The sequence below is a fragment of the Rhodanobacter sp. FW510-R10 genome, from assembly GCF_058781105.1.
The window spans coordinates 2,521,209-2,547,487 of sequence record NZ_JBYSWL010000001.1 but is presented as its reverse complement, the minus strand read 5'-3'; the positions used below and the strand labels follow the sequence as shown (position 1 = coordinate 2,547,487).

31 protein-coding genes and 1 riboswitch are annotated in these 26,279 nt (G+C 62.8%); of the genes, 11 read left to right on the top strand and 20 right to left on the bottom strand.

Annotated features, from left to right (window positions below):
* The first annotated feature begins 26 nt into the window (after nt 1-26).
* The 4 genes from AC3WJB_RS10950 to AC3WJB_RS10935 all read left to right on the top strand — a co-directional run bounded on the left by AC3WJB_RS10950 (nt 27) and on the right by AC3WJB_RS10935 (nt 1,985).
* On the top strand, nt 27-347 hold the full coding sequence (locus AC3WJB_RS10950) for an EthD family reductase (RefSeq protein ID WP_492683182.1): 321 nt from the start codon (nt 27-29) through the stop codon (nt 345-347).
* 123 nt (nt 348-470) lie between these two features.
* Nucleotides 471-899 (top strand): hypothetical protein, encoded by a 429-nt coding sequence (locus AC3WJB_RS10945; protein WP_492681473.1) that lies wholly within the window; start codon nt 471-473, stop codon nt 897-899.
* A 51-nt stretch (nt 900-950) separates the two neighbouring features.
* Complete coding sequence (locus AC3WJB_RS10940) at nt 951-1,661, top strand: haloacid dehalogenase type II (RefSeq protein WP_492681471.1); 711 nt, start codon at nt 951-953, stop codon at nt 1,659-1,661.
* A 96-nt stretch (nt 1,662-1,757) separates the two neighbouring features.
* On the top strand, nt 1,758-1,985 hold the full coding sequence (locus AC3WJB_RS10935; protein WP_492681469.1) for a MerR family DNA-binding protein: 228 nt from the start codon (nt 1,758-1,760) through the stop codon (nt 1,983-1,985).
* Nucleotides 1,986-1,995: 10 nt separating this feature from the next.
* On the opposite strand, the gene AC3WJB_RS10930 is transcribed toward AC3WJB_RS10935, so the two are convergent.
* The 6 genes from AC3WJB_RS10930 to merT all read right to left on the bottom strand — a co-directional run bounded on the left by AC3WJB_RS10930 (nt 1,996) and on the right by merT (nt 6,948).
* Nucleotides 1,996-3,351 (bottom strand): dihydrolipoyl dehydrogenase family protein, encoded by a 1,356-nt coding sequence (locus AC3WJB_RS10930; protein WP_492681467.1) that lies wholly within the window; start codon nt 3,349-3,351, stop codon nt 1,996-1,998.
* The gene (locus AC3WJB_RS10925) at nt 3,348-3,755 is read right to left on the bottom strand and encodes a hypothetical protein (protein ID WP_492681465.1); all 408 of its coding nucleotides are present in this window, start codon (nt 3,753-3,755) and stop codon (nt 3,348-3,350) included. Before AC3WJB_RS10925 ends, AC3WJB_RS10930 begins: the two co-directional genes overlap by 4 nt.
* Nucleotides 3,756-3,768: 13 nt before the next feature.
* Nucleotides 3,769-5,490: a mercury(II) reductase gene (merA, locus tag AC3WJB_RS10920; protein WP_492681463.1), complete on the bottom strand. Its 1,722-nt coding sequence runs from the start codon at nt 5,488-5,490 to the stop codon at nt 3,769-3,771.
* Nucleotides 5,491-5,797: 307 nt separating this feature from the next.
* On the bottom strand, nt 5,798-6,226 hold the full coding sequence (merC, locus tag AC3WJB_RS10915) for an organomercurial transporter MerC (RefSeq protein ID WP_492681461.1): 429 nt from the start codon (nt 6,224-6,226) through the stop codon (nt 5,798-5,800).
* Between the two features lie 19 nt (nt 6,227-6,245).
* Nucleotides 6,246-6,524, bottom strand: coding sequence for a mercury resistance system periplasmic binding protein MerP (gene merP / locus AC3WJB_RS10910; RefSeq protein WP_492681459.1), 279 nt, complete (start codon nt 6,522-6,524; stop codon nt 6,246-6,248).
* Between the two features lie 19 nt (nt 6,525-6,543).
* Nucleotides 6,544-6,948: a mercuric ion transporter MerT gene (gene merT, locus AC3WJB_RS10905; protein WP_492681457.1), complete on the bottom strand. Its 405-nt coding sequence runs from the start codon at nt 6,946-6,948 to the stop codon at nt 6,544-6,546.
* A gap of 40 nt (nt 6,949-6,988) precedes the next feature.
* Here merT and AC3WJB_RS10900 point away from each other — a divergent pair, with 40 nt between their 5' ends.
* Nucleotides 6,989-7,441 carry a MerR family transcriptional regulator gene (locus AC3WJB_RS10900; RefSeq protein ID WP_492681455.1) on the top strand — a complete coding sequence of 151 codons (453 nt, stop codon included), beginning with the start codon at nt 6,989-6,991 and terminating at the stop codon, nt 7,439-7,441.
* On the opposite strand, the gene arsC is transcribed toward AC3WJB_RS10900, so the two are convergent.
* Complete coding sequence (gene arsC / locus AC3WJB_RS10895; RefSeq protein ID WP_492683180.1) at nt 7,442-7,861, bottom strand: arsenate reductase (glutaredoxin); 420 nt, start codon at nt 7,859-7,861, stop codon at nt 7,442-7,444. It lies immediately after the preceding gene.
* A gap of 20 nt (nt 7,862-7,881) precedes the next feature.
* Nucleotides 7,882-8,670, bottom strand: coding sequence for an arsenical resistance protein ArsH (gene arsH / locus AC3WJB_RS10890; RefSeq protein ID WP_492681453.1), 789 nt, complete (start codon nt 8,668-8,670; stop codon nt 7,882-7,884).
* Between the two features lie 71 nt (nt 8,671-8,741).
* Here arsH and AC3WJB_RS10885 point away from each other — a divergent pair, with 71 nt between their 5' ends.
* From AC3WJB_RS10885 to AC3WJB_RS10860, 6 genes are all read left to right on the top strand, one after another.
* Entirely contained in the window at nt 8,742-9,251 is a 510-nt protein-coding gene (locus AC3WJB_RS10885; protein ID WP_492681451.1) for an arsenate reductase ArsC, read from the top strand.
* Nucleotides 9,248-10,333: an ACR3 family arsenite efflux transporter gene (gene arsB, locus AC3WJB_RS10880; protein ID WP_492681449.1), complete on the top strand. Its 1,086-nt coding sequence runs from the start codon at nt 9,248-9,250 to the stop codon at nt 10,331-10,333. The genes AC3WJB_RS10885 and arsB overlap by 4 nt, the downstream gene beginning before the upstream one ends.
* Before the next feature lie 13 nt (nt 10,334-10,346).
* Nucleotides 10,347-10,859: an arsenate reductase ArsC gene (locus AC3WJB_RS10875; protein ID WP_492681447.1), complete on the top strand. Its 513-nt coding sequence runs from the start codon at nt 10,347-10,349 to the stop codon at nt 10,857-10,859.
* Nucleotides 10,860-10,932: 73 nt separating this feature from the next.
* The gene (locus tag AC3WJB_RS10870) at nt 10,933-11,301 is read left to right on the top strand and encodes an ArsR/SmtB family transcription factor (RefSeq protein ID WP_492681446.1); all 369 of its coding nucleotides are present in this window, start codon (nt 10,933-10,935) and stop codon (nt 11,299-11,301) included.
* A gap of 11 nt (nt 11,302-11,312) precedes the next feature.
* A complete protein-coding gene (locus tag AC3WJB_RS10865) occupies nt 11,313-11,936 on the top strand; it encodes a cation efflux transmembrane domain-containing protein (protein WP_492681445.1) in 624 nt (207 codons plus the stop codon).
* The gene (locus AC3WJB_RS10860; RefSeq protein ID WP_492681444.1) at nt 11,933-12,517 is read left to right on the top strand and encodes a phosphatase PAP2 family protein; all 585 of its coding nucleotides are present in this window, start codon (nt 11,933-11,935) and stop codon (nt 12,515-12,517) included. Before AC3WJB_RS10865 ends, AC3WJB_RS10860 begins: the two co-directional genes overlap by 4 nt.
* Before the next feature lie 97 nt (nt 12,518-12,614).
* Here the strand turns inward: AC3WJB_RS10860 and AC3WJB_RS10855 are convergent, their stop codons facing one another.
* From AC3WJB_RS10855 to AC3WJB_RS10800, 12 genes are all read right to left on the bottom strand, one after another.
* Nucleotides 12,615-13,013, bottom strand: a complete 399-nt coding sequence (locus AC3WJB_RS10855) for a DMT family transporter (RefSeq protein ID WP_492681443.1) — start codon at nt 13,011-13,013, stop codon at nt 12,615-12,617.
* A 53-nt stretch (nt 13,014-13,066) separates the two neighbouring features.
* On the bottom strand, nt 13,067-14,074 hold the full coding sequence (locus AC3WJB_RS10850; RefSeq protein ID WP_492681441.1) for a sodium:calcium antiporter: 1,008 nt from the start codon (nt 14,072-14,074) through the stop codon (nt 13,067-13,069).
* Between the two features lie 12 nt (nt 14,075-14,086).
* A riboswitch (yybP-ykoY riboswitch) is annotated at nt 14,087-14,249 on the bottom strand.
* A gap of 75 nt (nt 14,250-14,324) precedes the next feature.
* Nucleotides 14,325-16,259 carry a heavy metal translocating P-type ATPase gene (locus tag AC3WJB_RS10845; protein ID WP_492681439.1) on the bottom strand — a complete coding sequence of 645 codons (1,935 nt, stop codon included), beginning with the start codon at nt 16,257-16,259 and terminating at the stop codon, nt 14,325-14,327.
* 21 nt (nt 16,260-16,280) lie between these two features.
* The gene (locus AC3WJB_RS10840; RefSeq protein WP_492681437.1) at nt 16,281-16,553 is read right to left on the bottom strand and encodes a metal/formaldehyde-sensitive transcriptional repressor; all 273 of its coding nucleotides are present in this window, start codon (nt 16,551-16,553) and stop codon (nt 16,281-16,283) included.
* 750 nt (nt 16,554-17,303) lie between these two features.
* Nucleotides 17,304-18,077, bottom strand: a complete 774-nt coding sequence (locus AC3WJB_RS10835; protein WP_492681435.1) for a hypothetical protein — start codon at nt 18,075-18,077, stop codon at nt 17,304-17,306.
* Between the two features lie 121 nt (nt 18,078-18,198).
* The gene (locus AC3WJB_RS10830) at nt 18,199-19,074 is read right to left on the bottom strand and encodes an FTR1 family iron permease (protein WP_492681433.1); all 876 of its coding nucleotides are present in this window, start codon (nt 19,072-19,074) and stop codon (nt 18,199-18,201) included.
* Between the two features lie 6 nt (nt 19,075-19,080).
* Nucleotides 19,081-19,380 carry a cupredoxin domain-containing protein gene (locus AC3WJB_RS10825; RefSeq protein WP_492683178.1) on the bottom strand — a complete coding sequence of 100 codons (300 nt, stop codon included), beginning with the start codon at nt 19,378-19,380 and terminating at the stop codon, nt 19,081-19,083.
* A gap of 458 nt (nt 19,381-19,838) precedes the next feature.
* Entirely contained in the window at nt 19,839-20,135 is a 297-nt protein-coding gene (locus tag AC3WJB_RS10820) for a hypothetical protein (protein ID WP_492681431.1), read from the bottom strand.
* Between the two features lie 62 nt (nt 20,136-20,197).
* Nucleotides 20,198-20,548: a copper-binding protein gene (locus tag AC3WJB_RS10815; RefSeq protein ID WP_492681429.1), complete on the bottom strand. Its 351-nt coding sequence runs from the start codon at nt 20,546-20,548 to the stop codon at nt 20,198-20,200.
* 3 nt (nt 20,549-20,551) lie between these two features.
* Entirely contained in the window at nt 20,552-23,728 is a 3,177-nt protein-coding gene (locus AC3WJB_RS10810) for an efflux RND transporter permease subunit (protein ID WP_492681427.1), read from the bottom strand.
* Nucleotides 23,725-25,017, bottom strand: a complete 1,293-nt coding sequence (locus tag AC3WJB_RS10805; RefSeq protein ID WP_492681425.1) for an efflux RND transporter periplasmic adaptor subunit — start codon at nt 25,015-25,017, stop codon at nt 23,725-23,727. The genes AC3WJB_RS10810 and AC3WJB_RS10805 overlap by 4 nt, the downstream gene beginning before the upstream one ends.
* Nucleotides 25,014-26,261, bottom strand: coding sequence for a TolC family protein (locus AC3WJB_RS10800; protein ID WP_492681423.1), 1,248 nt, complete (start codon nt 26,259-26,261; stop codon nt 25,014-25,016). The genes AC3WJB_RS10805 and AC3WJB_RS10800 overlap by 4 nt, the downstream gene beginning before the upstream one ends.
* Nucleotides 26,262-26,279: the final 18 nt, after the last annotated feature.

The following is a 26,279-nucleotide window of genomic DNA, read 5'->3' as shown; positions in this document are numbered from 1 at the left end:
CCTCTCTCAACATGGCCAAGAAGAAAATGATTAAGATAAGTGTGATGTACCCCCATACTCCGGGCGCGCGATTCGACCATGCGTATTACTGCAACGCGCATATGCCGCTCGTAAAGAGGCGGATGGGCGAGAGTTGCCGGTTTTACACGGTGGACCAGGGCTTGGCTGGTGGATCGCCCGGCACGTCACCGACCTATATCGGTATCAGCCACATATTCTGTGACTCGGTCGAAGCCTTCCAGGAAGGTTTCGGCCCGCACACTGCCGAACTCATGCAGGACTTGACCAACTTCACCAATATCGCTCCGGTGATCCAGATCAGCGAGGTTCTGGTGGATCGCAACTGAGATGCCAGAACAGGTGACGCTTCGAAGCAAGCGCTGCTGGTTGCTCACTCACTACACCGCCACAACCAGATGACCTCATCTGCGCTACCGTCGCTCGCATTCCGCCTTCGGCGGAGTTAGCTCATGAACGCTGCAAAACGCCTGAGTCTGTCACTGCTTGGGATGCGACTGACCGTGTTCCTGGTGATGGTGATGTTGATGTGGACTGTGGACAAGTTCCCCCACCCCGAGCACGCCGCTGGCGTATTCGCCAACTTCTACGCCCTGGGTGGGTTCGGCGCGTCTGCATTCGTCATCCTTGGTGTACTCGAACTGTTGCTGCTGCTGGCTTTTGTCACCGGATTTGCGCGCCGCGTCTCGTATGGCGCCGTGCTGCTGTTGCATGCCGGCTCCACCTTGTCTGCATGGCAGCAATACCTGCACCCGCATGAGGGCGCGAACCTGCTGTTCTTTACCGCTTGGCCGATGTTGGCGGCGTGCCTCGCACTTTACTTGCTGCGTGATACCGACAGCCTGACGATCGACGGGCGACGGGCGCGCACACACGCCTGACGCACGACTAGCCCATCCGCGTCACAACCAGTTGAGGGAGATCCACTGACCATGTCCGCCGCCACCATTGCTGTGTTCGATGCCTACGGCACACTGTTCGATGTGCATTCGGCAGTGGCCAGACTGGCTGATCGAATGGGTCCCGATGCCGAACAGGTGTCCGAGCTGTGGCGACTGAAGCAGCTGGAATACAGCTGGACTCGCAGCCTGATGCAACGCTATGCCGACTTCTGGCAAATCACCGCAGAGGCACTCGATTACGCCATGGCGCGATTCAATTACCGTGATGCCACCCTGCGTTCCGCACTGTTGAACGCCTACCGTGAACTCGATGCCTATCCCGAGGTACGCGACGCGCTGGCTGCCTATCGATCGCTTGGCGTGCGGGTGGCAGTGTTTTCCAACGCGACCGAGTCGATGTTGGCGACAGCCCTCAGCGCTGCGCGTCTGGACGATCTGGTCGACGTTGTCTACTCGGCGCATGCGGTCGGTGTCTTCAAACCGGATGTGAAGGTCTATACCGCGGCAGCGAAGTCGTTTGGAGTTCCCCCAGCATCCATCGCGTTCCACTCATCCAACGGCTGGGATGCCGCCGGCGCAGCATCGTGCGGATGGGGCGCGATGTGGATCAACCGCGCTGGCCGACCGCCGGAATACTCTTGGTTGAACATCCCCGCACTGCCCGATCTCGGTGCCGCGCTGGCATACGCTGCGCGAGCAGCAGGCCGCGACCAAGGCAACACATCAAAGAGGAATGCATAGTGGGATGGATCGACGAAATTCGCGAGGACGAGGCGCAGGGCCCGCTGCGCCAGATCTACGAAGCCGTGAAGGCACAGCGCGGGCGGGTGGCACGCATTGAATTTTTCGCTGACCGAGATCGGCAACCTGCTGCATTTGCGCGAACGCCCGCAGCAGGCGCGAGCCGATGTGCGCCGTGTGGCCGGCGAAAAACTGGCCCAGGTGGAAACCCGGCTGAAGTCGTTGCGCCTGCTGCGCAACGAGCTGCGTTTGCTGTTGAACCTGTGCGCCGGCAGCAAAGACGGTTGTCCGATTCTCGAATCACTGGACGGCGACCGTCGCTGAAGACCCTGCGTCACGGCAACATGGATTCAATATCCGATGCTGCGGTGGGGTAGGCAAAGGTGGCGTGCCGGATCGCGTCGGCACCGAGCCCGCTGCGCATGGCGAAACCGAACAGGTTGATCACCTCGGCCGCGTCCGGACCGATCAGGTGGGCGCCGAGGATGCGCTCGCTGCCCTCCTCCACCAGCACCTTGTAGCCATAGCACGGCTCGTTGACGCGGCGGGCGGTGAACCAGCCGGGTACGCTGGCGTGGGCGACCTTGTAGCGCAGGCCTTGCGCCTTCGCTTCTGCCTCCAGCAGGCCGACGCGGGTCAGCGTCGGTAGGGTGAATACGGCGCTGGGGATGCCCGTGTAGTCGACCGTGGTGTGCTTGTCATGCAACAGGTTGTCGACCACTGTGCGGGCTTCGAGCGCGGCCACCGGGGTCAGCGGCAATGGCCCACCGGCTGCATCGCCGGCGGCATATATCGCTGCGTTGGTCGTGCTGTGCAAATGCTCATCCAGGCGCAACTTGCCGTGCTCATGCGCAATGCCGGCAGCGTCCAGGTCGAGCGCTTCCAGTGCGGGCGCGCGACCGCCGCTGTGAATCACCAGGTCGGCGGTCATCGTCACACGGCCATCCGCGTGCTGTGCGTCAACCTCGAAAACATCGCCGCGCTTGCGTACCGCTTTCACTTCGTGATCCAGGCGTACGTCCACGCCGAGTGCGCGGGTGCGCCCGAGCAGCAATCCCACCAGGTCCGGATCGAAGCCTGCCAATGGACGCGCGCTGCGGTTGAGTACGGTCACCTGGGCGCCGGCGCGCGCCGCGATGTGGGCGAATTCGAAGCCGATATAGCCGCCGCCGACCAGGATGATGCGCCGGGGCAGCGCTTCGAGCTCGAGGAAATCGTCGCTCAGTGCCAGGTGTCCTGCACCTTCGATCGGCAGCTGCTCAGGTTCCACGCCGGCCGCAATCACGATGTGCCGCGCGCTGAGTGTGGCGTCCCCCACCACGATCGTGTTCGGCCCGCTGAAACGGGCGCGCCCGTGGTAGGCGTCGATGCCATGTTCGGCGTAGGCGTGTTCGCGCTTTTCCGGCACCGGATCGGTGAACGAACGCTTGTGCCGTTGCAGCGCGGCCCAGTCGATGTGGATGTCGCCCCACACCGTGCCAATGGCGCCCATGCGCGCGAAGCCGTCGATCACCTCGGTGGCGGCGATCAGCATCTTCTTCGGGTCGCAGCCGCGCAATGCGCAGGTGCCGCCGAATGGACGATGGTCAATCACGGCTACCGACCAGCCGGCCTTGCGGCAGTTGAACGCGATGACATTTGCGGCGGTGCCGCTGCCGATCACGACGAGGTCATAACTTTGTTGGCTCACGGCAAACTCCTGCCGATCAGGTCGGCGCCCATCGGATGGGTGCTCAGCGTGTGCAGGTCCTTGCACGTCGGCCGTTGAAAAAATCCCAAACACTCGCGGCCACCGGCAAGATTAATCCCAGCGCTGCCGCCAGCGGGTCGATATACAAACCAACCACCGCCAGCACGCCGCCGACTACGCCCAGGCCAAACGGGTATCGATGCGCATGCCCACCGGTGGCGCGCCACAGCAGGCACAAATTCAGCGCGACAAGCGTTACCAGCAGCGAAATCAGGATCACGTCGGACCAGAAAGTCCAGGCCCGCCGCCGACAGCGCGCTCAGCAGCAGCGGCAGGCCCAGGCAGCAGGCTGCGGCGAACAGCGCGTCGAGCGGACCGCCCAGCTGTTTGCATGGATCTTTCATGCCATGGTCTCCTTCAACCTGCACAGCAGGAAAGTTGTTTGACATCTTTGCTGAACGTCTGGGCGGCCAGCTTGAGCCCCTCGACCATGGTCAGGTACGGGAACAGTTGATCGGCCAGTTCGGTCACCGTCATCCCGGCGCGCAGCGCGATGGCTGCGGTCTGGATCAGCTCGCCGGCGCCATCGGCCACCGCCTGCACGCCGAGCAGCTTGCCGCTGGTGGCCTCGACCACCAGCTTGATGAAGCCGCGGGTGTCAAAGTTGGCCAATGCACGTGGCACGTTGTCCAGGCTGAGCGTGCGACTGTCGATGTCGATGCCCTTCGAGCGCGCTTTGGCCTCACTCAATCCCACCGTTGCGATCTGCGGCTCGGTGAACACCACCGTCGGCATGGTCGACAGGTCCAGCGCGGCGGCGCCGCCGGTCATGTTGATTGCGGCGCGGGTACCGGCCGCCGCCGCGACGTAGACGAACTGTGGTTGGTCGGTGCAGTCGCCAGCGGCATAGATGCGCGTGGCCGAGGTGCGCAACTGCGCGTCGATTTCGATGGCGCCGTTTGTTGCCACGCGCACGCCGGCCTTGGCCAGATCCAGCGTGTCGCCATTGGACGTGCGACCGGTGGCCACCAGCAGGGCGTCGCCACGCAGCTCGCCGGCGGTGGTGTCAAGAATGAACTCGCCGTTTTCGTGGCGCACCGACCGGGTCTGGGTCTGACGCAGCACGTGGATACCCTCATCGGCAAATATCTGGCTGATGGCCTCACCGATGGCCGGATCCTCGTGGGAGAATAGCTCGCTGCGCGCGATCATCGTCACCTGGCTGCCCAGCCGCGCGTAGGTCTGACCCAGCTCGGCAGCGACCACCGCCGCACCGATCACCAGCAGTCGCGGCGGGATCGTGTTGGCCACCAGCGCGTCGGTGGAGGTCCAATACGGTGTGCCGGCCAAGCCCGGAATCGGCGGCAGCGCTGGCCGGGCACCCACCGCAATCAGACAACGGTCGAACGCCAGCGTGCGCTCGCCGCCTCCGGCGAGGCGCACGCGCAACGTGTGGTCGTCCATGAAACGCGCTTCACCGTGCAGCAGCGTGATTGCCGCATTCTCGTCGAGGATGCGCTCGTATTTGGCCTGCCGCAGTTCCACGACTCTTGCCTGCTGCTGGGCCAACAGAATGTCGCGCCGGATCACCGGAACCGACGCGGAGATACCGTCGTCAAACGGACTGTGGCGCCGCGTGTGGGCTACGTGGGCAGCGCGGATCATGATTTTGGACGGCACACAACCGGTGTTGACGCAGGTGCCGCCGACCGTGTCGCGCTCGATTACGGTGACTCGCGCGCCACGCTCAGCGGCCCGAATCGCGCCGGCCATGGCCGCGCCACCGGTCCCGATCACCGCGATGTGCAGATGCTGCTCCGAATCAGCGGGCTTGGTGCCGACACCGTCACGAGGTTTGAGGAAACTGTCCAACGTGTCCAATGTCTGATTGAGCATGGATGGCTTGGCCGCGGGCGTGTCGACCTGCGCTGATGGGGCTGCAGCGACGCGGTAGTTCTTTGGCAAGGTCGCGTTGAGCTGCTCCAGACTCAAGGGCTGGATGCTGCGGATGTGCGCCACGCCTTGCGGGTAGGCGACGTCGGCCACGACGATGTCAGGTAGCGTCTTGAGCGCCTTTTCGACATGCCGAGCACAATCCGCGCAAGTCATGCCGGTCACGGTGAGGGTTTGTTCGTTCATGGTGTTCCTGGCAAATGAGGGTGTGCCGTCGCTTGGGTTTCAGACAGAACGCACACCGTTAAGCCGGCAAGTCGGAGTGCAAACCGCCACGGTACCGACACTGCACCGTTCAACAGCAATAGGGCACGACGACGACCAGCAGCAGCACGATGCCCATGACGATCGCCGCTGTGATGAGATCGGTTTTCTTGGCAATCAGCCACGCCTTCATGTGTTTCATCTCCGGATGTAATGCCGAGGGGTCTGGTCGCTGGCTATTCGTGGGCTTGATCCAAGAACACCGCCAGTGGAAGGCCATGGCGGCCACTCAACAACAGGTCTGGCCTTGGTTCACTCCGCCGTGAATTTTCCCCGGCGGAGATACCAGATCCCAGATCGATACCGCGACCATCAACACCAGACCGGGATAGAGCAACCACGCCGTGGGCAACCCCATGGTGCTCATGAGCAAGGCGGCCGCCAGCGCCAGGATGGGACCGATCAGGCCAAGGACCATCCGTGGCCATTGCCGATGACGAAGTCCGCCGATCACATTGGCCAGCAAGGCGATAACAGCGAACAGCGGCAACAGGTAACGGATGAACACGCCCTCGTACTGGCTCAAAAAGCCCAGCCCGATGGCGGCACCCAGGCTGGCGAGGGCGGGAAAGCACGCCGCGCAGCCCATCGCCGTGACGATGGCACCGATCACGCCGGCTTTGTCGGCCGTGCGCGTAAGAGGATTAGAAAGAGACACAGGAATAGCCTCGAAAGCTTCAGTTCTTAACGGTGGAGGGGTAGCCCGCATCGGTCGTGGCACTGACGAGTGCCTGGGTGCTGGTCTTGGCGTCATCGAAGGTCACGACAGCTTCCTTCTTGTCGAACAGGATCTCGGTCTTCTCGACACCGGGGATCTTGGACAGCGCTTTCTTGACAGTAATGGGGCACGTGGCACACGTCATGCCGGATACCGACAGGGTGGCGGTCTTCGTGACCGCCCAGGCAGGTGCAGTGAAGGCGGTGGCAAGGGCGATGAGCGCGGCGAGTTTCTTCATGGATGGATCCTCGGGCAGGTCAATAAAACAACGGGGCGACGTAGGGGAAGGTCAGCGCCAGTAACACCAGGATCGCGACGATCCAGAACAACACTTTGTAGGCCGTCTTGACTTGCGGCACGGCGCAGACGTCACCGGGTGCGCAGGTCATGGCGGGCCGGTAGATGCGACGCCAGGCGAAGACCATGGCGATCAGCGCTGCGCCGATAAAGTACGGGCGGTACGGATCAAGCACGGTCAAGTTGCCGATCCAGGCGCCACTGAACCCGAGGGTGATCAGCACCAGTGGGCCGAGGCAGCAGGTCGACGCCAGGAGCGCGGCGAGGCCGCCGGCCAGCAGAGCGCCAGAACCGGTTTTTTTACTGCCTTGGGTGTTTTCCGCAACCACGGCAGCGAACACGGGTTTGGCGGGTATCGTCTTCATGCGCGCATACTAACCTCCGTACTCAACTACGGAGTCAAGCATGCCTGTCACCCTCACCATCGGCCGACTGGCCTTGGCCGCCGATGTGCACGTCGAGACCGTGCGCTATTACCAGCGTATCGGTTTGCTGCAGGAGCCCGCGCGCCCGCTGGGCAGCGTGCGCCGCTACGGGCCGCCGGACGTGGCGCGACTGCAATTCATCCGCCGCGCCAAGAGCATGGGCTTCACGCTCGATGAGATTGCCGGGCTGTTGCAACTTAAAGGTAAACGAGCCTGCGAGCAGACGCGCCGCTTGACCGAATACAAGCTCTTGGATGTGCGCCGCAAACTGGAAAACCTGAAGCAACTGGAAGTCGAGCTCGTGCAACTCGCTGACCACTGCGCATGTGCTCCGCGTGGCGGGCGCTGCCCAACACTGGATTTTCTAAGGCAAGAAGAGCGTGTGCCCAAACCGCACGCAACACCAACCGAAACCGCAAATCACACGACCTGATCAGAGACCCCGCTTGCCATTGGCATTGACCACCACTTCGCCGTCTTCCTCGGCGAATGGGCGCGTCACCGGCGGCAGAATGTCGAGCACCACCTCCGAGGGACGACATAGCCGTGTGCCCAGAGTCGTCACGACGAAGGGACGATTGATCAGAATCGGATGCTTCAACATGGCATCGATGATGGTGTCATCGGTGATTCCGGGGGCGCCCAGTCCTAGCTCGGCGAAGGGTGTTCCCTTTTCACGCAGGGCTTCGCGCGGCTTGAGCATGGCTTCGTCGATGAGCCCGACCAGCTCTTCGCGGCTCGGAGGCGTTTTGAGATATTCGATCACGGTCGGCTCGATACCGGCATGCCGGATCAAAGCCAGCGTACTGCGTGAGGTGCCGCAATCAGGGTTGTGGTAGATCGTGGCGGTCATCGGTGTGTTGGTGTTCATGGTCAGCAGGTTCCGCTGGCACAGCATTTGGCCTTGGCCGGTTGTATAACCGGAGCCGGCTGAGATTCAGCCACTTCTACTACGCCGGCGGCGACAGACAGGGCACGTGCTTCGGCCGCACCTTTGCGCTCGCTATAGCGGTCGACGAGGTAGTCGCTGCGGTCGCGCACCATCAGGGTGAACTTGAACAGCTCCTCCATCACATCCACGACACGATCATAGAACGGTGAAGGCTTCATTCTCCCGGCGTCATCGAACTCCTGCCAGGCTTTGGGGACCGACGACTGATTCGGGATGACCACCATGCGCATCCAGCGACCCAGCACGCGCAATGCGTTCACAACATTGAAGGATTGCGATCCGCCATTGACCTGCATCACGGCGAGGGTACGGCCTTGCGTTGGGCGTACGCTGCCCTCTTTCAGCGGCAGCCAGTCGATCTGGTTCTTGAAGACTCCCGTCACTGAGCCGTGGCGCTCCGGGCTGACCCACACTTGGCCTTCGGACCACAGCGACAGCGCACGCAACTCCTGCACCTTGGGGTGGCTCGCTGCCACGCTGTCCAGGATCGGCAATTCGTGCGGATCGAACAACCGCGTCTCAGCACCGAACTGACGCAGGATACGCTCGGCTTCCAGCGCCAGCTTGCGGCTGAACGACTGAGGCCGCAGGGAACCGTAGAGGATCAAGATGCGTGGTGGGTGGCTGGAATCCGCCGGTAACGCCAGTTTGGCCAAGGTCGGGGTGTACAGTACATCGGCAGCAATGTAGGGCAGATCCTGCAGCGTCATAGATAGGTTCCTATTGCGTTGATTTGATGATTCTATCATTATGGAATTATAGAAACCACTGCGAGATCGTCATGCATCCGTGCCGCGTTCTATTCATCTGCACAGGCAATTCCGCCCGCAGCATTCTGTTCGAAGCGACCCTCAACCATCTGGGCCAAGGTCGTTTCCAAGCCTTCAGCGCCGGTAGCCACCCAACCGGTCGCGTCAATCCCTATGCGATCGATGAGCTCAAGGCGGTCGGTATCCCCACCGAAGGCCTCAGCAGCAAGTCGTGGGATCACTTCACCGAAGAGGGTGCGCCGCCGCTGGATATCGTGATCACCGTCTGCGACAACGCCGCGAACGAGACGTGCCCGGTGCTGTTCGGCGATTTCGTGAAGGCCCATTGGGGTCAGCCCGATCCAGCCGCCGTCCAAGGTGCCGGCGCCGCGATCGAAGCATTCCGGCTTGCCCACACACTCGTGCTTTATCGCGTCACCGCGTTAGTGAACCTGCCGGTGGAGACGATGGGCCGGGATGAGTTGAAGCGGGCACTGGACCATATCGGCACCATCACCGACGACGAAGAGGAACACGAATGAGCCAGTTGCCTGCAGAAATGGATGCCTGCCCCGCTCCGGTCGGTAACGGCCGCATGGGCTTCTTCGAACGCTACCTTACGGCTTGGGTGTTGCTGTGCATCGTGGTGGGGACGGCCCTCGGCCACTGGCTACCCGGTGTCTTTGAAGCTCTGGGGAACATGCAGGTTGCCCAAGTCAATCTGCCCGTCGCCGTACTCATTTGGCTGATGATTATCCCGATGCTGCTGAAGATTGATTTCAGCGCGTTAGGTGGCGTGCGTCGCCAATGGAAAGGCATCGGCGTCACGCTCTTCATCAATTGGGCAGTGAAACCGTTTTCGATGGCACTGCTGGGTTGGATTTTCATCCGCCATGTCTTCGCCGGCTACCTTCCCGCCGAGCAGCTCGACTCCTACATTGCCGGCCTGATCCTGCTGGCCGCGGCACCGTGCACGGCGATGGTGTTCGTGTGGAGCAATCTTTGCCACGGCGAGCCGAACTTCACGCTGAGCCAGGTCGCCTTGAACGACACCATCATGGTGGTGGCGTTTGCGCCCATCGTGGCGCTGCTGCTGGGGATCTCCTCGATCACGGTGCCATGGAACACGCTGCTGTTATCAGTGTTGCTCTACATCGTGGTGCCCGTGGCCATCAGCGTGGCGCTTCGGCGTTGGGTGCTCTCGCGAGGCGGCGAAGCACAACTACAGAAACTGCTCCAGCGCTTGGGGCCGGCATCCCTGTTCGCGCTGCTGGCGACCCTTGTGCTGTTGTTCGGTTTCCAAGGTCGGCAAATCCTTGCCCAGCCGTTGGTCATCCTCATTCTGGCCGTGCCGATCCTGATTCAGGTGTATTTCAACTCCGGACTGGCCTACGTGCTCAACCGCCGGTTCGGTGTACCCCACTGCGTGGCCGGCCCCTCGGCGCTTATCGGTGCGAGCAACTTCTTCGAACTGGCCGTCGCCACCGCAGTGGGCTTGTTTGGGGTGCACTCCGGTGCCGCGCTGGCCACCGTGGTCGGTGTGCTGGTCGAAGTGCCGGTGATGCTGTCAGTGGTTCGCATCGTCAATGGCAGCAAGCGTTGGTACGAATCGCAACTGGCTTGAGCGGAGCCTCGTCATGCAAGGTCACTACAACGTGTTGTTCGTATGCACCGGCAACTCGGCACGCAGCATTCTGGCTGAAGCGGTCGTTCACCACTTTGGCTGCGATCGCTTTCATGGCTACAGCGCTGGAAGTCAGCCCAAAGGCTTTATCTACCCCCAGACGCTGCAGGTACTCAGGACAGTCGATCTTCCCGTCGACGGGCTGCGCAGCAAGAGCTGGGCGGAGTTCACGACGTTGGATGCCCCAGTGATGGACTTCGTGATCACCGTGTGTGATCAGGTGGCTGGCGAAGTCTGTCCGGCGTGGCCGGGTGCCCCCATCACCGCACATTGGAATATCCCTGATCCCGCTGAAGCACGAGGTGATGAGGCCACCGTTTACAAGGCCTTCGTACTGGCTAGTAATCTTCTGCAGCAACGGATCAGCTTGCTGCTCAATTTGAACATTACGGCCCTGGATCGGCTCGCGCTATCGAGTCGACTCGATGCGATCGGAAAGGCGCCCAGCAAAGGCACAGCCGGCTGATCCGATGAAGAGAACAAGCACTACACTGCCTACTAATACCACTTCGCACCGCTCCGAGACTGCTACCCACATCATGCAGACCAAACAAGCCATCACGATCCTTTCGGCGCTCGCTCAAGAGTCGCGGTTGGCGGTTTATCGGCTGCTGATCGAGCATGCGCCGGATGGCCTCGCGGCAAGCGTGATCGCAGAAAAATTAGGGCTTGCGAACGCAACTCTTTCGTTCCATCTGAAGGAGCTGTCGCATGCGGGCCTGGTGACCAGTCAGCAGAGTGGGCGCTTCATTTACTATGCTGCGGTGATCGAGGTCATGAACGATCTGATTGGCTATCTCACAGATCATTGTTGCAGTCAGACCGGTGACAATTGCGGAGTCGCCACGACTTTGTGCAAGCCGCAAACAACTGCCACTCAACCGAAGCGTAAAGTTCGGGCGTCATAAGGCGATACGACGTGAGTGAGTGTGGCTACCATGCGCAAGCGACCCATGAAGCGGAACGCCGCATCCTGCGCCTCGCCTTGGGACTCAATGCCACGATGTTCGTAGTCGGCATCGTCGCGGGTCTGATCGCCCAGTCGATGGGCTTGATCGCCGATTCCTTGGATATGCTGGCCGACGCAAGTGCCTACGGGATCGCCCTGATGGCTTGGGCGCGCAGTGCGAGTTTCAAGGCCTCCGCGGCACGACTGAGCGGAACGCTGCTATTGGTCCTGGGGCTGGGTGTCTTGCTCGGCGTCGTGTGGCACCTGCTGATAGGAAGCCACCCCGAGGGCACATGGATGATGGGCATCGCCTTTGTCGCTCTGGTCGTCAACGCCACGGTGCTGCGATTGCTGGAACGCTTTCGTCATGGCGAGGTGCATTTGCGAGCGACCTGGCTGTTCACCCGAGTCGATGTCATCGCGAATCTGGCGGTGATCGTCTCCGGCGTGCTGGTGCTTCTTTTGCACAGCGCCGTACCTGATCTGGTCATCGGTACGGCCATCGCGTGCTACGTGCTGAAGGAAGCACTGGGCATTCTGCGCGAAGCAAAGGAAGCGCGAGTTGCAGCCATCGAATCGATCGTCAAGCCATGACATCTCCGGTGTCGGGGCTTGGCCCGATGGTGTATGCCGTTGACCTTCGACTGTTCCATGCGATCCATTCGCCGATGCCACCGTCGACGGCGATGCTTCATCTGGCGCGCGGTCTGGCCGACGGGCCGTTGATCCTGACCGTCGTCCTTCTTGGGTGGATGCTGATGTTTCCCCGATGGTCGATGCGCTCGGTCGCCCTGAAAGCGGTGGGTGTCGCCGCAGCGGCACTACTCATAAACCTGGTCATCGGCGCCGTCTGGGATCGAGCACGCCCCTTCATGGCCGGTGTCGGCCAAGCCTGGGTTTCCCATGCGGCGACCGGCAGCTTTCCCAGCGACCACCTGACTGTGCAGTGGGTGGTCGCCGGTGTGTTTTTTCTGGACCGACGCACCCGAGCTTGGGGCATCGGAATCGCACTGCTCGGCCTGCCCATGGCATGGGCACGCATCTACCTGGGTGTGCATTATCCCGGCGATATGCTGGGGGCCCTCGCGATGGGTGGACTGGCCATGCTGAGTGGCTGGCTGTGGTGTCGCCGCTTCGCGACTTCGACCAACGTGCCCTCATCATCACAGGCATGAGGTTTCGCCCTTGTGCGAACTAGCATCCAGCGGCATGGCACGGGAATGGGCTATGAGTGCTTGACCTCCGTACCCACATGATCGTGACTGGTACTCATCAATTGCCTTCGTTCGTATAGCTGGCGTTCTCGCGGAACACGACCCATGCCAGCACCACGGTCAACACAGCTTCAAGATTCAGCAACAAGGAAGCCGGCGCTACGGAAGTGCGGGTCAGACCCACCAGCAGCGCCAGTGGTCCCAGGACACCGCCGAAGCCGATGGCGAGCGCCAGCCAAAGCCACTGGCACCCAGTCATGGTCGGCGTACGCCAGCCGCGATCACGTACCAGCCGGACGATCCCGAGACCGATTCCACTACCGAGATACAACAGGCCCGCCAATAGGTCTGGCGAAAGGTCATTGAGGAGCTGCTTGGCCAGCGGCGTGTTCGCGCCGAACAGCATGGCTGCGCCGAGGGCCGCTGCGGCGGCGGATGCGAAAGAGGTGCGTTTCATCGTTCGAATCCTCCGCTGGATTGACGAGCTGTGCGTTGCATGGTCATGCGCACTCAGGCAAGCCGCCGCACGATCACCCACGCCGCGAACGCCATATAGAACAGCGCCATGGACGCCAGCAGCTTGCGCGACGTGATGCCACGGCGGAAGGCGGTAAACATCACGACGATGGCTGCGATTGTGATTCCCGCCGCAACGATCAGGGATTCATCGAAGACCCATGGCGTGAAGAACAGGCCCAGCGCAGTGGGTACGGTGGCCTGGATCATCATTGCGCCGCTGATGTTGGCAAGCGCGAGGCGGTGCTTGCCTTGGCGTACCCAGATGATGGCGTTCATCGTTTCCGGCAATTCGGTTGCGATCGGGCTGAAGAGCAGTGCGACCAGCTGTGGCTGGAGACCGAGTTGCGGCCCCAGCACATCGAGCTGGCCGACGAAGAAATGAGACGCCGCGAAAATCACTACAAGTGCCGCGACGGTTTGGGCAATGGCTGCCCATGTGGAAGGCACGGGATGGCGCGGAGTCAGCTTCAACGGCTCGGGCGTGCCCTCTTCGGCACCGGCCTCGCCGGACATCTCTTTCCGGAAATAGGCGGCATACGCGAGCAAGAACAAAATACCCAGCCAGGGTTTCCAGGCAAAGACCACCAACCCGAGCGCGACCTTGCACACGAAAATGGCGAGGAACCATCCTTGATCGCGGCTCAGCCGGCGAAACTCATCGCGGATGGCCGCAACGTGCGGCAGCCTCTGGTGGCAGGCCAGCAGGGTGATGCCGACCGTGGCGTAGGCAATGGTGGAAAGCACCAAGGGGCCGCCCAATGCCGCGCCGACGCCAATTTCCTTCTGCGCAGCGCTGGCGCCAAACGTGACGGCAACGAAGGTCACCACGCTTTCCGGCAATGCCGTACCGAAAGCCGCGAGGATTGAGCCTGTCGCCTGCTGGCTGATCGCCAGCTTGCGGCCAACCCACTCGACGCCATTGACGAAATACTCGCAGGCGAGATAAATGACCACGGCCGCGCCCAGCAGCAGGCCGATGGTCAGGGCAAGGGATGTCACATGGATCCTTGGGAGTTGGGCGCAAGCCAAAGGCTTCGACACCCGCGCCCAACCCGCTGGCGGATACCGAAACCCGTGGTCTTGCCAAGCCCGTTACGGCTGGCCGCGCCATGGCCGAAGCCAAGTGTGTTGACGCGGCCCCTTCTGGACGCGAAGGCGGCTACTCCCCAAAGGGACGCGCATCATAGCGCACAATGCATCGGTTGTGGTCGCCATTTCACTTTGCCACGGCCATACCTTCGCGCGGCTTTCACGTCGTCGCGGCGTGATTCATACCACTGCTCACACCTTCGGCCCGCGTTTGTGACGCGAGATATTTCGCCTTGCGCGCCGGAATGAGGCGCGCGGAATTGAGGATGAACACCATTTCCGAGGTGACATGGATCAACGCTGCGAGCATCGGGTTGAGCAGGCCGGCTGCAGCCAGGCCCATGCCGAACAGATCGACGATAAGGGTGCCAGCGAAATTGGCCCAGATGATGCGGCTTGTGCGGCGTGCAATGCCGAGGGTTTCGGCCAATTTCACAAGATCGTTGCCGAGCAGTACCACATTGGCGCTTTCGCGCGCCACGTCGGTGCCCGAGCCCATGGCCACGCCGACTTGTGCGGCCATCAGGGCGGGCGCGTCGTTGATGCCGTCTCCCACCATCGCGACCACGTGCCCTGCACTGATCAGTCGCTCGACGTGCTGACGCTTGTCGTCAGGCAGCAAGTCGGCTTTGACTTCGGCAATGCCAAGCGATTTTGCCACGCTGTCGGCCACCGCCTCGCCATCCCCCGTCAGGAGCACCGTCTGAATGCCCATGGCGTGGATCGCAGCCATGGCGGCTGGTGCCTCCTGCCGTACACGATCGGCAATCGCGATAGCGCCCAGAAAGCGTCCGGCACGTGCGACGTACACCATGGAAGCCTCGGCCGCCGTCGGCCCCGCAGGCACAACAATTTCGTGCTCTTCTAGAAGTCTCCGATTGCCCGCCAAAATACTCTCGCCACCGCCGGTCGCGTCGATGCCGCGCCCCGGCGTGTAGGCAAAGCGCTCCGGCTCGACAATGGCACGCCCGTGCGTCAGGGCGTGCGCAACGATGGTCTTGCCGAGCGGATGCTCCGAGCGCGATTCGGCCGTGGCAGCCGCGTCGAGCAGCGCCATGGGATCAACGCCTGCCGCAGGCATCAGGCGACGCACTTCCGGCTTGCCGTAGGTGAGCGTGCCGGTCTTGTCCAGCACCACAGTATCGACGCATCCAAGCTGCTCCAGATACAACCCGCCTTTGACGATAGCGCCCGCACGCGCAGCGCGGCCAATCGCGCCGAGGATCGCGAGCGGCGTGCCGGCCGCAATACCGCAGGCGCCTGCGACAATGACGACCGAAATCGTCGAGCGGATATCGTGCGTGATCAGCCAGGTAAGTACCGCTGTCGCAATCGCGAAATACACGAGGTAGCCCGCCAGCCGATCGGCCAACCGCTGCACGGGCGCACGCGAGCGCTCGGCCTGCTCGACGGCCTCGATGATCTTGCCGAAACTGGTGTCGCGGCCAATGCGCCTGGTGTGGATCTCGAGCGCGCCCGACTGGTTGATCGAGCCGGCGAAAACCGTGCTGCCAGTGGCAATTTCCACTGGCATTGACTCGCCCGTAATGCGAGATTGGTCGACGAACGATTGCCCCGCGATCACCGTGCCGTCGACCGGAATGCGCCCACCCGGATTCACCAGCACGGCATCGCCCACCGCCAACCGGTCGGCATCAAGCTGGGTGATGCCGTCGGCGCGACGGACTACCACCGCGCGCGGCAGGAAGTCGAGCAAGTCGCGGATCGCGCGGCGCCCGCGCGAGACTGTCAGGTCTTCCAGCACTTCGGACACCAGCACGAACAGGGTAATGATGAGCGCGGTGAAAAACTCGCCGATTGCGGCCGCAGCGGCAATGGCAATCGCCATCGACAGCTCCATCGTCATGCGCCGTTCGCGTAATCCTTCGAACGCTTCCTTGGCCACCGGCCAACCACCAATCGTGAGGCCGACCACGCCGATCATGCTGAAAGCCGCAACCGGTTCCCACACTCGGAACCACACAAGCGCTGCCGCCAGCGCCACCTGCGCGATGCGCGCCATCTCGGGCCACTCGATGACGTGCGCGTGGCTGGGTGGCGTGGGGCACGAAACGCAGTCGACTTCTCTGTTCATGTTCGAACTCCGCTACCCTGGTTACTTCAGGTAAGCACGCAACACATCAACCAACTGCTCAGCCCCGTCGCTGCGGGCGTGACGGACCTCAGGTTCGGCTACGTGTTCGCGAATGTGGCCCTCCAGTACCTCTACCATCAGCCCGTTCATCGCGCCACGCACCGCGGCGATCTGGTGCAGAACTTCGGCGCAACCTTGTTCGGCTTCCAGCGAGCGCTCCAGTGCCTCGACTTGTCCACGGATGCGGCGTACACGGGTGAGAAGTTTTCTTTTTTGTTTGATTGTGTGGCTCACGGGAATGCTGGCTTATATAGAATACCTAGGTATGGTATATGGTTGTGCCGATGGGAACCAGTCGTTGTTCTGGCCGGTTGACACGGCCAGGAAGTTCACCCAGCTGCGTGGCTCGTGCGGGTTAGCCTTGGAACAACGTTCGCGTTGACTGAGGGCAGTCAGCACCGAGACGGGGTCCAGTGTCTGCGCGGTTAAAAAGGCAACCCAAGGTCGACACGGTGACGGTCGCGGCCGCAGGCGCCGTCAAGTGGAAGGTAGGAATGCGGCTGCGTTGGCACTCGGGTTCCGTGCAGCGCTGGATGTACAGGTAGCCATCGCCATGCGCTGAGCGACATGCCTTGTTGCGTCCGCCACAGCCAAGCCGAAATCGTGCACGTGCTGGTGATGCATATCGTGAACGTGGCGATAGGTGTGGATGATCGCATCATGGTGGAGGCAGCCTGCCGACTTGCTTCGGATTGGAACCGCTGCTCGGCAAATATACCGACAGACATTCTTTGGATTTGAATTAGATCCGTCAGAAGTACATGTTGCGCAAGCGCTGTGCATAACCGGACACCGATGCTGGCGATGGACTTATTGCCCTTGTTGATAAGCCGGCAACTACGGAAGATCGCATCCACCCGCCCCGGGTCAGCGTATGCGTGCGGTCGGAATGCCGAACGCGCTGTCACCGAGAGCGAAACAAGCGTTCTGGTGGATGTTGCGCACCGTTCGCACTGACAATCTGCGTGCGCGCAGGACGGCCACTCAGAAGAACTCGTATTCCAGCTGGAAGCGGATCGTCGTATCCGGCGTGCCGCGCGTGAGGCCACCCAGTAGTGCCACGTTGTACCTGAGCTTCCTGCCGTTGCCGAGGCGCGCGACGCCGAAGAACGCAGGACCTACGCTCAGTTTCTGCGAATGCAGGTGGCCGGGAGATCCCAGCGAACCGAACGCCTGCATGCCGGGCTGGAAACGCGGGCCCAGATTGTATTTCCACTGCACCTGGTATTGCAGCTGGTTGCGGCCGTCGGTCGCCCCATCTGGCAACGCGCTGAGCCGTCGCTCCCAATAGATGTTCAAATTCGTCTGGGTATGCGCGGTTTCCTTTTGGAACATCGGGCCCAGTACCAGTGTGTTCACGTTTTCGAGCCGGTTGTGCGCGAACTCGGCGAAAATGCCGGCGTCGAGCCAGTGTTCACCGTGTTCGGTCAACTGGAAGATGTTCTCGAATTCGTATTCCTCGATGCGTGCAGCGCCACCCGGCGTCTGCGAGTACTCTGCCACCACTTCGATACCCCAGCGCGGCGCCACTCCGTAACCCAATGCCAGCTTGAGCGCGCGTTCACCGTTGTCGCCGTGCCCCCAGTTGAACATGCCGCCTTTCAATTCCAACTCCCATTCCCGGTAATCGACGATCGGCGAGTAGACCACCGTGGCCGGTCCGGCGACCGCCGTTGCAGGTGCCATGAAACCCGCCGCCAGGCCGATCAATCCGGTCATCGGCCACGCAGCCAACCAACGTCGCTTGCCTTGTTTCATCGTCTGTCTCCTGTTGAAAGTGCCAACGTCTTACTTTTTCGCGAAGAACCGGACCGCGGCCACAAACCTCCCCCTTCACGCCCGCGTGGGCGGGCGTGTCGCAAGATGCATGTCCACTCGATCAGGTCGTGTCCACTGCCCGCGTTCGAGCGGATGTCGTCGCCTGCCGTGATTCCGAGCGTGCGCTCGCCGACACCATGCGTGCCGCCATCCAGCGCATGCCGGTGAACAGCGCCAGCGTGGTCACCAGCCAGAACACGAGTTGCATCCCTGCCGGACGCGCCTCGTAACCCACCAGCACGTGCAACGTCTGGCCGAGCAACGAGCCGTTGCCGAGCAACCACGACGTGTTCCAGAGCTGGCTGCCCCAAGCCGGCAGCCAGTCGGCCTGGATCAGGAAACCCGCGGCGCTAGAGGACAGGCCGGCCGCCAGCAGCACCAGCATCCAGTTGGTGGCGGTGAAGAAATGGCGGATCGGGATCCGCAGCAGGCCCAAATACAGCGCGAATCCCACCGCGATGCCGCCGGCGAGCCCCAGCGGCACACCGGCCAGCAGATCCACGCGCCCAGCGCCACTCGCCGCCATGCCGTACAGGAACAGCACGATCTCGGAACCCTCGCGCAACACCGCCAGCGCAACCACCGCCAGCAGCATCGCCAGCGAACTCGATCCGGCTTTCACCGAATCGGTGACCTGCTGCATGTGCCTGACCATTTCCCTGCCGTGGCTGGACATCCATGTCACGTGCCATCCGATCATCACGACCGCCGCCAGCAACACGCTGGCATTGAACAGTTCCTGGCCCGACCCGCCGACGGATTCCTCGATCGCACCCGCGAAGATCGCGACCACGATCGCGCCGATTACGCCGAGCCCGATGCCACCACCGATGAAGGTGCTGCGCCTTCCCACGCCTCGCGTAGCGGCAGCGACCACAGTTACGATCAGCGCCGCTTCCAGAACCTCACGAAACACCAGCAGTGCGACGCCAAACATGTGCGTTCACTCCACGATCAGGACGCCAGTGGCGGCACGGTTGAAATCGTCGTAGAACTTGTAGGTACCCTTGTCGAGCGGGCCGATGAATACGGTGACCGTGCTGTTCGGCGGCACGATCTTTTCGCGGTTGAATTCATTGCTTTCGAACTCCGAGGGCGTGGAGTCCTTGTTCGTCACCCGCACCTTGAACTTGGTACCCGCGGGCACCTTCAAGGTGGCCGGTTCGAAGCGGTGGTTCTGGATCGTCAGGGAAAATTCGGGCATCCCTGCGGCCGATGCGGCAAATGGCGCTGCGGCAACCATCAGAACGAGCAGCAAATGCCTGTACACGAAAGACGGACCGAATGTCATGGTTTATGAGTCCAACGGCGAAGAAAGGGAGTGCTCTTTTCACACCAGCCGTAGCGAAGATGTCAGCCGCCGTGGGCCATCGGGAAACGTGCCGCGCGCGGTGCACGGCATTTCGACCAGCCTCATGTGACGTTCGATCGAACGGCGCTGCTGCATGGAAGGCTCGAGATCGTGTCCGGTATCGATACGGGCAGTAATGCTAATCATTCTCATTTACAAATGCAACGAATGTGTCGACGGCCCTGCGCCAAGCGCGGTGAGTTCCGATTCATTCAACCGGACGGCACGTGATGGAACGGATACTCGGCCACGCAATCACCTGCCCCGAATCCGTATCCGGAGAACGCACATGCCAATCAAGCCCGCCCGTTTTGCTGGGACTGCCGGCCACGACACGCCGTTGAAGCGCGTTAAGGACTGCTGCGTGTCTGTTCCTTGGCGCGGGATGCGGACGGTTCGACCGGCGCGTTCACGAACGGTCTTTTCATCATCATCGCGAGCGCACAACCATCCGACCAGTCGGCGCCGCCGCATCTTCCGGAACGCGGCAGCGGCCCGGGCACGTACCGGCTGGGCAAGCGCCATTCGCGGCGCAGGTATTTGATCAGTGCCGCGACCGCCAGCACCAAGGCAACGGCGATCAGAATCCAGATGATCACCATGCCCCACATCATGCCCATGCCGCCAAACATCGTCGGGTGCATCATTCGTCCCTTCCTGTGTTCAAGGCGGCAGCGACTCACCCGCCACTGCCGCCGTTTCAACCGGTCTATTGCGCCGGCTTGATCGCGGTCACCGTGCTGCCCGTGCTGGCCTGACGGAAGGTGAATTGCACCTTATCGCCCACCTTCACGTGCGTCAGTAGCTCCGGCGAAGCCACCTTGAACGGCATCGTCATGGCCGGCCAGCCGATGGCGGCAATCGCCTCATGCTGCAGCGTGATCGTGCCTTGGGCTGCATCGATGGCCTTGACCACGCCCACGCCCTGCGCATCGGCGGGTGTGGCTTCGTGCATCCCAGCCATGCCCGGCATGTTGGGATCCATCTGCTGAGGGTTGGCAAACACCGGGGCAGTGATCAGCGCAGCGGTGATCGCGAGAGTGATGTATGGCTTTTTCATGGGTCAGTTTCCTTGCGGGTTGGGGTGAAGTGTGGCGTTTGCCTTGCTGGCTTTACGCAGCCGATGGCGAACCAGCAGGCGGTATGCCGCGGGTATAACGAGCATGGACAGCAAGGGTGCCGTGACCATGCCGCCGATCATCGGAGCGGCGATGCGCTGCATCACTTCCGAACCGGCGCCATGGCCGAGCAGGATCGGAAACAGGCCGGCGAGGATCACCGCGACGGTCATCGCCTTCGGGCGCACGCGCTGCACGGCACCTTCGCGGATCGCTTCGTCCAGCGCTTCTGGACCGGCGTGGGGATCGAGCGCAAGTTGGTGTTCCCAGGCATGGTGCAGATACAACAGCATCACCACGCCGAATTCGGCGGCGACGCCAGCCAGCGCGATGAAGCCGATGATCGTGGCCACCGACACCGCATGACCAAGCAACCAGATCAGCCACAGGCCGCCGACCAGTGCCAGCGGCACGCTGGCCATGATCAGCGCGGCTTCGCTCGCCCGACGGAAAACGGCATAGATCAATAGAAAAATGATCACCAGCGCAATCGGCACCACCACCTTGAGTCTTTCCATGGCACTGGCCAGATATTCGAACTGACCGGACCAAGCCACGGTCGTACCCGGCGGTAATTTGACTTGCTGCGCCACCGCGCGTTGTAGGTTGGCCACCACCGTGCCCAAATCGCTGCCGGCCGTATCGACGTAGACATAAGTGGCCAGCCGCCCGCCCTCGCTTTTCAGCATGGACGGTCCTGCTTCAACGGCAATGTCAGCGACCTGGCCAAGTGTGATCTGTGCGCCGTTGGCAGCGACGATCGGCAACTGCCGCAGCGCTCCAATGGAATCGCGCTCGGCACGCGGGTAGCGCACCACGATGGGATAACGTTCGCGCCCTTCAATGGTCTGACCGATCGGATCGCCACCGACCACGGTTGCGATCAGTTGCTGCACGCGCTCCTGGGTGAACCCGTAGCGCGCGGCGGCGTCGCGACGGATGTGCACGTCGACGTAGCGGCCGCTGGTCGGGCGCTCGGCAATCGCCGAGCTGACACCGGGCACGGTCTTCGCCACCGTTTCGATGCGATCGGCTACGGTCTGCAGCGTGGCCAGGTCGGTACCCAGCACCTTGATGCCGATCGGGCTCTTGATGCCGGTGGAGAGCATGTCGATGCGGTTACGGATCGGCGGCACGAACAGGTTGGTCAGCCCCGGCACGTGTACCGCCTTGTCCAGTTCCGCCTTGATCTTGTCCATCGTCATGCCGGGCCGCCACTGGTCCTTCGGCTTGAAGGTGATCGCGGTCTCGAACATTTCCAGCGGTGCCGGATCGGTGGCCGTTTCGGCGCGCCCCGCCTTGCCGAACACATGATCGACCTCGGGCACGGTCTTGATCATGCGATCGGTCAACTGCAGCAACTGCGAGGCCTTGCCAGCGGACAGCCCCGGCAGTGCGGTAGGCATGTACAACAACGTGCCCTCGTCCATCGCGGGCATGAACTCGCTGCCGAGCTTGGTCATCGGAATGACCGCGGTGAGCAGCAGCACACCGGCCAGCACCAAGGTCGCCTTCGGATAGCGCAGCACGGCTTCGAGGAGGGGCCGATAGCCATGGATCAAACCGCGGTTGAGCGGATTGTCGCGCTCCGCACGAACGCGTCCGCGGATCAAATAACCCATCAGCACCGGCACCAGCGTCACCGCCAGCCCGGCCGCTGCCGCCATCGCGTAGGTCTTGGTGAAGGCCAGCGGCTTGAACAGCTTGCCTTCCTGTCCCTGCAGCGCAAATACCGGCACGAACGACAGCGCGATGATCAACAGGCTCACAAACAGCGCGGGCCCCACCTCGGCGGCGGCATCGGCAATCAGCGACCAGCGTGCGGTCCCTTGTGGATCCTCGCCGTCGTGCGCTTCGCGCCAATGTTCCAGATGCTTGTGCGCGTTCTCAATCATCACGATCGCCGCATCCACCATCGCACCGATCGCGATCGCGATGCCGCTGAGCGACATCAGGTTCGCCGTGACGCCTTGCAGGTGCAGCGCAATGAAGGCAACCAATACGCCCAGCGGCAGCGTGATCACGGCCACCAGCGCCGAGCGCAGGTGCCCCAGAAACAACACGCAGACCAGCGTCACCACCAGGAATTCTTCGAACAACTTGCTCCACAGATTGCTCACCGCGGCGTCGATCAGTTGCGAGCGGTCGTAGGTGGGCACGATCTCGACGCCGGCCGGCAGGCTGCGCTGCAGTTGTGCCAGCCGGGCCTTCACCGCCGCGATGGTGGCCTTCGCGTTCTTGCCCGAGCGCATCACGACGATGCCGCCGACCACTTCACCCTGCCCGTCCAGCTCGGCAATGCCACGGCGGAACGTCGGGCCCCGCCGCACCGTCGCCACGTCACGCAGCAGTACCGGCACGCCGCCGGCGTTGGCGGTGATCGGCACGTTCTCAAAGTCCGCGCGGCTCTTCAGATAACCTTCGCTGCGCACCATCAGCTCCGCTTCGCCCTGTTCTATTACCGAACCGCCGTTGGCACCGTTCGCGCTACGCACCGCATCGACCAGCTGCGCCACGGTGACGCTGCGGGCGGCCAGCGCCAACGGGTCCGGCACGATCTGCCACGCGCGCTCCATGCCGCCCAAAGTCGCCACTTCGGCGACATTCGGCACGGTCTTGAGCTGATAGCGCAGGAACCAGTCCTGCAGCGCACGCAACTGGCCAAGGTCGTGCTGACCGGTGCGATCGACCAGCGCGTATTCGTAGATCCAGCCGAGTCCCGTGGCATCGGGGCCGAGGGACGGCGTGACGCCAGCCGGCAGGCGATCACGTGCCTGGCTCAGGTACTCCAGAACCCGTGAGCGTGCCCAGTACAAGTCGGTGCTGTCATCGAACAGCACATCGACGTAGGAATCACCGAAGAACGAAAAGGCGCGCACCGTCGTCGCACCAGGCACCGAGAGCATGGTGGTGGCCAGCGGATAGGTAACCTGATCCTCAACCACCTGTGGTGACTGCCCCGGGTAGCTGGTGCGGATGATCACCTGGGTGTCGGACAGGTCGGGCAGCGCATCGACCGGCGTGCGCGTCACCGAGTACGTGCCGATCAGGGCCAATGCCAGTGCAGCCAATAGCACGAACACCCGATGTGCGATCGCCGCGCGAATCAGGGCGGCGATCATTGCCGGTCTCCCATCGGCATACCCGGCATGGGGGTGCTCGCGGCCGGCGCTGGTTGGGCGGAGGCGTCATTCAGACGCTCCAGCGCGCCAGACAGACTCGCCTCCGAATCGATCAGGAACTGGCCGGAGACCACGACTTTCTCGCCACCCGCGAGGCCGTCGAGAATTTCCGTATAGCCGCCGGCCGCACGCCCGATGCGCACCGATACAGCACGGAAGTGGCCATCTCCCTCAGCGAGAATGACTCGCGTGTGGGTGCCCGTCGCGATCAGCGCGTCGTCTGGCACCACCGGTACGGCCGCGTCCGGAGTCGGGTTGAGTTGCACGGTAGCGAACATGCCCGGACTCAAGGCACCGTCGGGATTGTCGAGCACGATGCGGGCGCGCTGGGTGCGCGTCGCCGGGTCGATATCCGGCAGCAAGGTTTCCACGGTGCCGTGAAACGACCGACCCGGCAGGGCGTCGACCGTGACCACCACCGGCGTGCCGCTGCGCACCACGCCGGCTGCCGCCTGCGGCAAGGCGGCCTCGATCCACACGGTGGACAAGCCATTCACCGTCATCAGGGTCTGGCCCGCGTTGACGCGCTGGCCTTCACGCACATCCAGTGTCGTGACGACGCCCGCTTGCGGGGCGTGCAGCGTGATCGCCGCACCCGCGCCATGACGCGGCGACTGAATTTCTGCCGGCGTCAGGCCCAGCACTTGCAGGCGTTCCCGCGAAGCCGCGCGAAGGCCTTTCGCGTCGGCCGACTGCACGTGCTGAAGCGCATCGTATTCGGCCAGTGCACTGCTCCATTGCGGCGCCAACAGCTGGGCCAGCGGTTCACCCGCTTTGACCACGGTGTATGGCGCACGCACGTCCAGCATGCTCACCACCGCATCGGTGCGTGCGCTGATGATGACGGCTTGGCGCAGATTCCAGGTGATCGTGCCCGGTACCCGGATCGCGGACGCCAATACACGGCGCTCCACCGGAGCGGTGCGCACACCCAGATTCTGCACCGTCGCCGGATCGATCTGGACGACATCTTTGGCTGTCCCTTCATCGGCGTACTTGGGCACCATCTGCATGCCCATCGGCGACAGGCCCGGCTTGTCAAAATGCTGCTGCGGCACCATCGTGTCGTACCAGTACAAGACTTTTTTACCGCTGCCTTCCAGTGAGGATGCGGCGGTGTTGGCCGGCGATGGCGTCGCCGCCGAATGATCGCGGCCGCCGAGATAACCGATCAGGAGTAGCACGACCGCAAACGATGCCGCGACGACAATAATCAACACACGTTTCATGGTTTTGTCTCCGAAGTCGGCAACAGATAGGCCAGCGCCGCCCAGGCACGGCCGTACTCGGCCTGCATGCGGGCGAAATCGGTGTGGTGGGCGATCTCATCGCGACGGGCATCCAGCAAGGGCTGGATCTCACCGCCGCCGCGATACGCGGCGAGCGCCAGAGTCGCGCGGTCATTGGCCAGCGGGAGCAACTCATTGCGATGCCGGCGCACTTGCTGGCCGAGCGATTCCCATTGCGCCCAGGCGGACTGGATAGCCTCGGCCTGCTGGCGGCGTGCGTCATCGTGTTCGTCGCGAACGGCATCGAGGTCGGCCGCGCGGGCGGAAATGCCCCGGTCCTGCCGATTACGCGTGAACAGCGGTAGGCTTACCCCAACCTGCAGTGACACCATGTCGGACAAGCCCCGCACACGGGAACCGTAGCTCACGCCAACGTTCCATTCGGGATGCTTGTTAGCACGGGCGACGGCCAGCGCCGCCTCGGCAGCCTGTTCACGGGCCGGCCACCCCAGCAGGTTGCCCTGACGATCGAGGCTGGCCAGCAAGGACGCTTCGTCGTGCGGTAGCACGGCGAAGTCTGGTGCGTCCCCCAGAGGTTGTTCGGTGGAGGAGCCTAACCATCTCGCCAAGCTCACGCGCGCCTGAGCTTCGCGTGCGTTCGCCTCATCAATGCGGTTTTCCAGATCGAGAGCGGCCGTGCGAACGGCCAAGACTTCCACCGCGCTGCCGGTGCCCCCCCGCAGTCGCGCTTTTGCCGCGGCCACGTCCTGCGCCCATGCCTGACGCATGGACTGCAACATCATGACCTCGCGGTGCGCGCCCCAGGCTGAGATCCAGGCATCGGCCACCTGCTGCTGGATCGACAAGGTGGTCGCCACTTCCGAGGAGGCAGCCAAAGTCGCATTGGCGCTGCCCATGGTCCGTTCGGCCTGGCGTTTGCGGCGCGATGGCAGGGCCTGGCTGATCCCGACGGTGCGCATGGTCATGCTGTCACCACCAGCCGTAAATGCGCCCGGTCCCTGCACGGCCAGATTGTCGACCCCGACGGTGAGTTGGGGATCGGGCAGCGCACCCGCGCGGGCCGCTTCCTGCCGGGCCGATTCCGACTGGGCGCGGCGTGCCTCCAGCAGGGGTGCGCGCTCGATCGCCTGATGGATGGCGGCATCAAGCGTCAGCGACGGTTCGGTGGCATGCGTCGCCGCGGCCGCCGCTCCCCACAGGAGCGCGGCCAGACCCGCCGCCATCAGGCGCCGGGCGAATTG

Bases quoted from the DNA above. Each gene is read 5' to 3' on its own strand.
- arsB (WP_492681449.1), top strand. From the start codon at position 9,248: ATGAGCCAGTTGCCTGCAGAAATGGATGCCTGCCCCGCTCCGGTCGGT.
- AC3WJB_RS10825 (WP_492683178.1), bottom strand. From the start codon at position 19,380: ATGGTTGCCGCAGCGCCATTTGCCGCATCGGCCGCAGGGATGCCCGAA.
- merA (WP_492681463.1), bottom strand. From the start codon at position 5,490: ATGAACGAACAAACCCTCACCGTGACCGGCATGACTTGCGCGGATTGT.
- AC3WJB_RS10820 (WP_492681431.1), bottom strand. From the start codon at position 20,135: ATGATGCACCCGACGATGTTTGGCGGCATGGGCATGATGTGGGGCATG.
- AC3WJB_RS10900 (WP_492681455.1), top strand. From the start codon at position 6,989: ATGCCTGTCACCCTCACCATCGGCCGACTGGCCTTGGCCGCCGATGTG.
- AC3WJB_RS10860 (WP_492681444.1), top strand. From the start codon at position 11,933: ATGACATCTCCGGTGTCGGGGCTTGGCCCGATGGTGTATGCCGTTGAC.
- arsC (WP_492683180.1), bottom strand. From the start codon at position 7,861: ATGACCGCCACGATCTACCACAACCCTGATTGCGGCACCTCACGCAGT.
- AC3WJB_RS10875 (WP_492681447.1), top strand. From the start codon at position 10,347: ATGCAAGGTCACTACAACGTGTTGTTCGTATGCACCGGCAACTCGGCA.
- AC3WJB_RS10940 (WP_492681471.1), top strand. From the start codon at position 951: ATGTCCGCCGCCACCATTGCTGTGTTCGATGCCTACGGCACACTGTTC.
- merP (WP_492681459.1), bottom strand. From the start codon at position 6,524: ATGAAGAAACTCGCCGCGCTCATCGCCCTTGCCACCGCCTTCACTGCA.
- AC3WJB_RS10925 (WP_492681465.1), bottom strand. From the start codon at position 3,755: ATGAAAGATCCATGCAAACAGCTGGGCGGTCCGCTCGACGCGCTGTTC.
- AC3WJB_RS10805 (WP_492681425.1), bottom strand. From the start codon at position 25,017: ATGAAACGTGTGTTGATTATTGTCGTCGCGGCATCGTTTGCGGTCGTG.
- AC3WJB_RS10835 (WP_492681435.1), bottom strand. From the start codon at position 18,077: ATGAAACAAGGCAAGCGACGTTGGTTGGCTGCGTGGCCGATGACCGGA.
- AC3WJB_RS10830 (WP_492681433.1), bottom strand. From the start codon at position 19,074: ATGTTTGGCGTCGCACTGCTGGTGTTTCGTGAGGTTCTGGAAGCGGCG.
- AC3WJB_RS10855 (WP_492681443.1), bottom strand. From the start codon at position 13,013: ATGAAACGCACCTCTTTCGCATCCGCCGCCGCAGCGGCCCTCGGCGCA.
- AC3WJB_RS10800 (WP_492681423.1), bottom strand. From the start codon at position 26,261: ATGGCGGCGGGTCTGGCCGCGCTCCTGTGGGGAGCGGCGGCCGCGGCG.
- arsH (WP_492681453.1), bottom strand. From the start codon at position 8,670: ATGACGCTGCAGGATCTGCCCTACATTGCTGCCGATGTACTGTACACC.
- AC3WJB_RS10815 (WP_492681429.1), bottom strand. From the start codon at position 20,548: ATGAAAAAGCCATACATCACTCTCGCGATCACCGCTGCGCTGATCACT.
- AC3WJB_RS10870 (WP_492681446.1), top strand. From the start codon at position 10,933: ATGCAGACCAAACAAGCCATCACGATCCTTTCGGCGCTCGCTCAAGAG.
- AC3WJB_RS10810 (WP_492681427.1), bottom strand. From the start codon at position 23,728: ATGATCGCCGCCCTGATTCGCGCGGCGATCGCACATCGGGTGTTCGTG.
- AC3WJB_RS10945 (WP_492681473.1), top strand. From the start codon at position 471: ATGAACGCTGCAAAACGCCTGAGTCTGTCACTGCTTGGGATGCGACTG.
- merT (WP_492681457.1), bottom strand. From the start codon at position 6,948: ATGAAGACGATACCCGCCAAACCCGTGTTCGCTGCCGTGGTTGCGGAA.
- AC3WJB_RS10950 (WP_492683182.1), top strand. From the start codon at position 27: ATGATTAAGATAAGTGTGATGTACCCCCATACTCCGGGCGCGCGATTC.
- AC3WJB_RS10845 (WP_492681439.1), bottom strand. From the start codon at position 16,259: ATGAACAGAGAAGTCGACTGCGTTTCGTGCCCCACGCCACCCAGCCAC.
- AC3WJB_RS10885 (WP_492681451.1), top strand. From the start codon at position 8,742: ATGCATCCGTGCCGCGTTCTATTCATCTGCACAGGCAATTCCGCCCGC.